The following is a 7582-nucleotide window of genomic DNA, read 5'->3' as shown; positions in this document are numbered from 1 at the left end:
ATCGTCGCCCACCATCATCCCCCAAGCAAATCAACGACCCACAGAATCACAATCCAATCGCCGCCGCCACAAAACATTCACAGGCTCTGAGGTGCCCCTAAGGGGCCCCGAAGGACGAGGCCGGCCACCTTCGTTTCACCCAGCAATATCAGCGCACCACCCGCCCTCGTGGTTCGAGACGGCCCTGCGGACCTCCTCACCATGAGGGCTGATCGCTGTGCTTGCCGCGGCGTCAATCCAGGCCGGAGCCTCCAAGCGGGCATACACCGAAGCTTGACACATCTCCCCACACGCCCTTAGCATCCGACCCGCGTCTCCCAACCACCGGGAGGTCACGCGTCCAGCCGTAACAACGGACAGAGGTTCCCATGCGCCGAGTCACTTCTCACGAAAATCACATCCGAATTTCCGAGAAGTTGGTGGTTCATGCGCACTTTGAATCTGGGCATCCTCGCCCATGTGGATGCAGGCAAGACTAGCCTTACCGAAAGACTGCTTTTCAACGCCGGCGTCATCGACAAGCTCGGCAGCGTCGATACCGGCGATACACAGACGGACAATCTCGAACTCGAGCGGCAGCGCGGCATCACGATCCGGGCCGCGGTGGTGTCGTTTAAGATCGGCGACAGGATCGTCAATCTGATCGACACGCCCGGCCACCCGGATTTCATCGCCGAGGTCGAGCGGGTGTTGGGATTGCTGGATGCGGCGGTCGTCGTCGTTTCGGCGGTCGAAGGCGTGCAGGCGCAGACGCGCGTGCTGGTGCGGGCGCTGCGGCGGCTCGACGTGCCCTTCGTCTTCTTCGTCAACAAGGTCGATCGGCTCGGCGCCCGCTATCAGGAGGTGCTGGAGGCACTTGCCGCGCAACTTTCCGTCCGGCCGATCGCCATGTCCACCGTTATCGATGCCGGCAGCAAGCTTGCCCGGGTGGAGGCGCTCGCTCCGAGAGATGAGCCGCTTTTTTCGGCGCTCTGCGAGGCGCTCGGGGAAAATGACGAGGCGCTGCTCGATGACTATGTGCTCGCTCCCGATCGGCTGACCAAGGAAAGGCTCGGGCGCTCTCTGGCCGATCAGGTGGCGCGCGGCCTCGTGCATCCCGTCTTCGCGGGTGCTGCGATGACAGGCGCCGGCATATCAGCCCTGGCATCGGCCATCGCGACGATCTTGCCGGCGCGACAACCCGATGCGGATGGTCCGGTCGCCGGCAAGATCTTCAAGATCGAGCGCGGCTGGGGCGGAGAAAAGCTGTGCTATCTCTCGCTGACCTCGGGCACGGTATGGCTCCGGCAATATCTGGATCTGCCGAAAGGCCCTGGGCGGGTGACGGCGATCCAGCTGTTCGAGAATGGCCGGATCCATGGCGCCGATAGCCTCCGCGCCGGGCAGATCGCACGCGTCAGCGGCCTGGCCGGAGCGCGGATCGGCGACGCAGTGGGCGGCGATCGGTTTTCCGGCGGGCAGGCTCACTTTGCGCCGCCGACACTCGAAACCCGCGTGCTTGCCCGCCGCCCGTCCGATAAGGCGGCGCTCTGGCTGGCGCTGAACCAGATGGCCGAACAGGACCCGTTGATCAATCTGCGCCGCAACGAAGAGACGGACGAGGTGTTCGTCTCGCTCTATGGCGAGGTGCAGAAAGAGGTGATCCAATCGACGCTGCTGACGGATTTCAGTCTCGATGCCAGCTTCGAGGAAAGCACGGTCATCCTGGCCGAGAGACCTGTGGGAATCGGGACCGGCCTACAGATCCTCTTCAAGGAACCCAATCCGTTTCTCGCGACCGTCGGGCTGCGCGTCGAGCCGCGTCCTGCCGGGGCCGGCAACAGCTTTGCGCTCGAAGTGGATGTCGGCCAAATGCCAGCAGCCTTCTATCGGGCGGTCGAGGAAACCGTGTTCGAGACGCTGAAGCAGGGAATTTTCGGCTGGCAGATCATCGATTGCCATGTGGCGATGACGGCGGCCCGGCATAGTTCGCCGGCAAGCACCGCCGCTGATTTCCGGCAGTTGACGCCCTGGGTGCTGGCCACGGCGCTATCGGCCGCGCGGACCGCGTTATGCGAGCCGGTCGACCGCTTTCATCTCGAAGCGCCGGCGGAAAGTCTAAGCGGCGTGCTGACCTTGCTTGCGAGATCAGCCGCGACGACGACGGATTCGGTGATTGCCGATGGCGTCGCCCGGCTCGAAGGCACCATGGCGTCTCAGATGGTGCGGAGCGTCCAGCAGCAATTGCCGGGGCTGACGAGCGGGGCGGGAACCATGGAAACCGCTTTCGATCACTATGCGCCGATGGCCGGGCCGCCACGCCTGCGCCGGCGTTCGGGGCCTGATCCGTTTAACGGGGTGGAGTATCTGCTGCGGTTGCGAGGGGGTGTATGAGAGCGCATTTTGGTCATGGATAGGCCATGCCGGTCGGAATCCGGCTACGGGGCGGGTGTTCCGAGGTAGCGGGCGGGAGCGGCGTTTGCGGGTGATGCTTCGAGGCTCCGCCCCACGGGCTGCGCACCTCAGCATGAGGGCGGTGGAGTTTGCCGCTTAAAAAAGGCGGCTCTTTCGAGCCGCCTTCCATTATCCTCAGGCTGCCAGCGAGGCGATGTCGATGACGAAGCGGTAGCGGACGTCGCTTTTCAGGACGCGTTCATAGGCTTCGTTGACCTGGTCGATGTTGATCGTCTCGATCTCGGAGACGATGTTGTGCTTGCCGCAGAAATCCAGCATTTCCTGGGTTTCCTTGATCGAGCCGATCATCGAACCGGAGATGCTCTTGCGGCCGGGAATGATCGAGAAGGCGTGCACCGGGATCGGATTCTCAGGCGCGCCGACGACCACGAAGGAGCCGTCCACCTTGAGGAGGCCGAGATAGGCGTTCCAGTCGATCTCGGCGCTGACGGTGCAGATGATGAGATCGAACGTGCCGGCGAGCTTCGTGAAGGTTTCCGGGTCGTTGGTGGCGTAATATTCCTTGGCGCCGAGCTTCAGACCGTCTTCCTTTTTGGAAAGGCTCTGGGAGAGAACGGTAATGTCGGCGCCCATGGCCGAGCCCAGCTTGACGCCCATATGGCCGAGGCCGCCCATGCCGACGATCGCGACCTTCTTGCCGGGGCCGGCATTCCAGTGGCGCAGCGGCGAATAGAGCGTGATGCCGGCGCAGAGCAGCGGCGCGGAGGCGTCGAGCGGCAGGTTGTCCGGAATGGACATGACATAGCCTTCCCTAACGACGATCGAATCGGAATAGCCACCCTGCGTCCTCGTTTTGCCGTCAGCTTCGAAGTCATTGTAGGTGCCGCTGAGACCCGGCATGTACTGTTCGCGGTCGAGGTCGCGCTCGGCGCAGCCGATGCAGGAATCGACGAAGCAGCCGACGCCGACGCGGTCGCCGACCTTGAACTTGGTGACGGCAGAACCGACGGCCGAGACAATGCCGGCGATCTCATGGCCGGGCACGATCGGATAAACGGCGTTCTTCCACTCGTTGCGGACGGTGTGGATGTCTGAATGGCAGATACCGGCAAACTTGATGTCGATGACGACGTCATCGGGGTTCGGGTTGCGGCGCTCGAAGGTGAAAGGGGTCAGCGGCTTCGAAGCGTCGGTGGCGGCGTAACCTCTTGCAATAGGCATGGGAACCTTCCTTTTCGTTTGGGAGGGGTTGAGCGGGATGGCGGACTATTGCCCGGAACGGCGCGAGAGGGTTAGAGCGATCCTCTCAGCTTTTTGCACGATCCTGCAAAAGTGAGACGCCTATCTGTTTGCGAAACGGCCGAGGCACTCTAGATAAGAGCGGTATCGCCGGCGTCGGACAATGGACAGAAAGAGTTGCCGCATGACTTTGCCCTTCAGCCCCTATCAGGAAATCGTCGACATCGCGATGCGCTTTGCGCCCGGCGACGGTGAGTTCTCGACTCCAATCGGCAAACTTCATGTCAGCCGTCGGTCCAAGCCGAGCGATCCCTTGCACAGCAGCTACCGGCCCTGTTTCGCCTTCGTGCTGCAGGGCGCCAAGAGCCTGCAGCTCGGCACGGAGCAGATCAGCTACGGCACCGGGGATTATCTCCTGACCTCGCTCGACCTGCCGGTCGCCTGGCGCGTCACGGAAGCGAGCCCCGAGGTGCCGCATCTCTGTCTCGGGCTGGCAATCGATTCCGAGAAGCTCTTGGAGCTGCTCAGCCGCATCGATATCCCACGCCCGGCCGCTCATACCGACGGGCAGCGCGGGATGGTGGTGAACGTCGCGCCGCCGGAGCTCATGGATGCCGCCGTCCGCCTGCTGCGTTTGCTCGATCGTCCAGGCGATATTCCCGCCATGGCGCCGCTGATCGAACAGGAAATCCTTTACCGGGTGCTGACCGGGCCGCACGGCGCGCGGCTGATCAATATCGCCACGGCAGACAGCCACAGCAACCGGATCGCGCGCGCCGTTGCCTGGCTGAAGGAGAATTTCGCGCGGCCGCTACGCATTGAGGATCTTGCCGAACGCGTCAATATGAGCGCGTCCTCCTTCCACCATCATTTCAAGTCGGTGACGGCGATGACGCCCGTCCAATATCAGAAGCAGCTTCGGCTGCACGAGGCGCGCCGGCTGATGCTGGTCGAGCGGCTCGACGCCGGCACGGCCGGCCACCGAGTCGGTTATCAGAGCCCGTCGCAGTTCAGCCGCGAATACAGCCGCCTCTACGGCGCGTCACCGGCCCGCGATATCGACGGCGTGCGCGAGATCATCGCGGCGGAATAACATTGGGGACGCCGGCGCGGCTGCCCTCCAGCCATTAAAGGATGTTTGACCTTTCCCGGTTAGGCTGGCGCCATCCATTAAGCAGGCACCGCCGTCCGCATGACGCAAGCACCGTTACTTTCCATCGTCGCGCCTTGTCACAACGAGGAAGAGGGCCTGCGCGAATTCTGCCGCCGCGCCGCCGCTGCCGCGCAGAGCGCAGCGGGCGATGCCTTCGAACTCATTCTCGTCGATGACGGCTCGTCGGACGGCACCTGGGAAATCATTTCGGATCTGGCAGCCAAGGTGCCGCAGGTGCTCGGCGTCCGTCTCCTGCGCAATCACGGCCACCAGCTAGCATCGACGGCAGGTCTTGCGGCGTCGCGGGGCGAGCGCGTGCTCCTGATCGACGCCGATCTCCAGGATCCGCCCGAGCTGTTGTTGATGATGATGCCGATCATGGAGCGCGGCGCCGACGTCGTTTACGGTCAGCGCACACGTCGCGAGGGTGAAACCTGGTTCAAGCTTGCCTCCGCTTCGCTTTTCTACCGTGCGCTCTCCAGGCTCGCTTCCGTGACCATCCCGCGCGACACCGGCGACTTCCGGCTGATGCGCCGGCGCGTCGTCGATATTCTTCTGGCGATGCCGGAGCGTGATCGTTTCATCCGCGGCATGGTCAGCTGGATCGGCGGCCGGCAGGTGGCTCTGCCTTACGAGCGGGACGCCCGTTTTGCCGGCACGACGAAATATCCGCTGCGCAAGATGATCAATTTCGCCCTCGATGCGATCACCAGCTTTTCGACGACGCCGCTGCGCATCGCCACATGGCTCGGCATGATCAGTGCCGGCGTTGCGATCGCGCTGCTGGTCTATACTTTCATTCGCTGGCTGCAGGGCGAAACCGTCACCGGCTGGTCATCGATCATGGCCGCCGTCAGCGCCTTCAGCGCCATCCAGCTGATCTGCATCGGCATCATCGGCGAGTATCTTGGCCGTCTCGTCCAGGAGAGCAAGAGGCGGCCGATGTTCATGGTCGAGACGATCCTGCGGGGCGGCGACCAGGCTGAACTGCCGACGGCTTTTTCGGAAATGAGTGCTGGCGAGCGGCGCGCCGCCCTGGATTCGGCCTTCGCGCCGACAGAGCCGCCGCGGCCGCAAAAGAGCAACCGGATCAAATAATGAATCGAATTGCTGCGCCTGTTCATGATTTGGCCGGGCGGGAGGATTTGATCGCCCGGCAAGATTCCAACATTGCGATCGCCGTGTTCGTCGCGCTTGCGGCTGCATTGGTCGTCCTGTTTCACTTCCCGCCGGTTCTCGATTACGCCAATCACTACGCCCGGATTTGGCTGCTTTCGGGCGGTATCGGCGAGCCGCCGTTCCCTGAGATCTATGCGATCGATTGGAACCGCACCTTCACTAATGTCGGAATCGATCTTCTCGCCGTCTGGCTGGGGCCGCTGGTCGGCGCCGACCAATTGGCGAGGGCATTGCTCTTTCTGGCGATCGTGTTGCCGCCGCTTGGTGCGATCGGACTGCATCGCGCGCTGTTCGACGGCCGGCACTATTGGCAGATCGCCATGCTGTCGTTCGGCTGGTGCGCCACGATGATCGGCGGCTTCATCAATTTCCAGATCGGCCTCGGCATGGCCTTGTTCTTCTCGTGCATCGATCTGCGGCTGCAGGTCGGAAATCCGGTCTGGCTTTTTGCCTGGCGGCTCGTCGCCGCGCTGCTGCTGACGGTGATGCACATCTTCTCGCTCGGGTTCTATATCGCGATCGTCTGCGGCCTCGAATTTTCCTGGCGTTTCGACATATTGCGATCGAAGGCGGGGTTGGCGACGCTCACCGGCCGTCTGGCGCTGGCGATCAGTGCCTGCGTCCTACCGCCGCTCGCTTTGTACCTCCGCACTGCTGCTTTACCGGATGCCGGCGGGAGCGGCCTTGGACTTGCCTGGAACGATGGCGTCATCCTGATCCTGATAAATCTTGTCTCCGCCATCACGACCTATGTTCCTTTGGTGGACGTCGTGCTGATTCTGCCACTGATCCTCATCTGCACGCGGGCCGCACGTGCGGGCGACATGCAGATGCATGCCGGGCTTGCCGTCACCGCCTGCGGATTGTTGCTTCTTTCCTGTATTTCGCCGCGACACGCTCTCGGCACCGGCTGGATCAGCTGGCGCTTTCCGATCATGACGGCGCTCGTCGCCATGGCGATGGTCTGCCCCTTTGCCAATTTGACGCGCCGGCAGGCGCTGCCGCTGGCGCTGGTCATCAATCTCGCGGTCTTCGGCCGAGCCGGCTGGATCGGCTGGAATTGGTGGCTGGCGGAGAAAGATGTCGCGGCTGTCGAGGCTGTGCTGAGAAAGATACCCGCCGGCGCGGCCGTGCTGCCTCTGGGGCATGAACCGGAGACCGCCAGCAGCCTTGCCCATTCCAATCGGCACTTTGCCTGGGGATTGGATACCTTCCGGCATTTGCCGACGCTCGCCGTGCCGTTCTCGCATGCTTTCGTGCCGACGCTCTTCACGGCAAAGGGTAAGCAGCCGCTTTCCGTCCTGCCGCCATGGTCAGAGATCGCGGTTCCCGAGGGCAATCTGGTGTCGATCGGCGTACTTTTATGCCCGGCAATGATGCGGGAGTATGAGGGCTTTACGCCCTATCTTTCAGATTGGCGCAAGCGTTTCGATTTCATCCTCGTCGCCAATGCCGATATCCCCGACCGCTACGTCGGCAGCTCGATGCCGGCGGGACTGACGCTTATCGAGGATGCCGGTTTCGCCAAGCTTTATGCGATCGACAAGGTCACGCCGGCGGAATCTCTCTCGATCCCGGCCGGTTGCGCCAGGGCGTCTTAGACTAGGCTACCGATGC

5 protein-coding genes are annotated in these 7582 nt (G+C 62.8%); 4 read left to right on the top strand and 1 reads right to left on the bottom strand.

The window, feature by feature from the left end:
- Positions 1 to 426 precede the first annotated feature (426 nt).
- The gene (locus GGD53_RS28760) at positions 427 to 2373 is read left to right on the top strand and encodes an elongation factor G (protein ID WP_184460114.1); all 1947 of its coding nucleotides are present in this window, start codon (positions 427 to 429) and stop codon (positions 2371 to 2373) included.
- Between the two features lie 195 nt (positions 2374 to 2568).
- On the opposite strand, the gene GGD53_RS28755 is transcribed toward GGD53_RS28760, so the two are convergent.
- Positions 2569 to 3615, bottom strand: a complete 1047-nt coding sequence (locus tag GGD53_RS28755) for an NAD(P)-dependent alcohol dehydrogenase (RefSeq protein ID WP_184460113.1) — start codon at positions 3613 to 3615, stop codon at positions 2569 to 2571.
- Positions 3616 to 3817: 202 nt separating this feature from the next.
- Between GGD53_RS28755 and GGD53_RS28750 the strand changes: the two genes are divergently transcribed.
- From GGD53_RS28750 to GGD53_RS28740, 3 genes are all read left to right on the top strand, one after another.
- Entirely contained in the window at positions 3818 to 4726 is a 909-nt protein-coding gene (locus GGD53_RS28750) for an AraC family transcriptional regulator (RefSeq protein ID WP_184460112.1), read from the top strand.
- Positions 4727 to 4825: 99 nt separating this feature from the next.
- Positions 4826 to 5884, top strand: coding sequence for a glycosyltransferase family 2 protein (locus tag GGD53_RS28745; RefSeq protein WP_184460111.1), 1059 nt, complete (start codon positions 4826 to 4828; stop codon positions 5882 to 5884).
- The gene (locus GGD53_RS28740) at positions 5884 to 7566 is read left to right on the top strand and encodes a hypothetical protein (protein WP_184460110.1); all 1683 of its coding nucleotides are present in this window, start codon (positions 5884 to 5886) and stop codon (positions 7564 to 7566) included. Before GGD53_RS28745 ends, GGD53_RS28740 begins: the two co-directional genes overlap by 1 nt.
- Positions 7567 to 7582: the final 16 nt, after the last annotated feature.

Origin of the sequence: Rhizobium aethiopicum (genome assembly GCF_014197535.1) — a bacterium.
GTDB classification, from domain to species: Bacteria; Pseudomonadota; Alphaproteobacteria; order Rhizobiales; family Rhizobiaceae; genus Rhizobium; species Rhizobium aethiopicum_A.
Note: the sequence above shows the minus strand (reverse complement) of the source record. Positions and strands in the feature narration are given on the sequence as shown.

Excerpts from the sequence above, each read along its gene's own strand:
- GGD53_RS28755 (WP_184460113.1), bottom strand. The coding sequence starts at position 3,615 with ATGCCTATTGCAAGAGGTTACGCCGCCACCGACGCTTCGAAGCCGCTG.
- GGD53_RS28740 (WP_184460110.1), top strand. The coding sequence starts at position 5,884 with ATGAATCGAATTGCTGCGCCTGTTCATGATTTGGCCGGGCGGGAGGAT.
- GGD53_RS28760 (WP_184460114.1), top strand. The coding sequence starts at position 427 with ATGCGCACTTTGAATCTGGGCATCCTCGCCCATGTGGATGCAGGCAAG.
- GGD53_RS28750 (WP_184460112.1), top strand. The coding sequence starts at position 3,818 with ATGACTTTGCCCTTCAGCCCCTATCAGGAAATCGTCGACATCGCGATG.
- GGD53_RS28745 (WP_184460111.1), top strand. The coding sequence starts at position 4,826 with ATGACGCAAGCACCGTTACTTTCCATCGTCGCGCCTTGTCACAACGAG.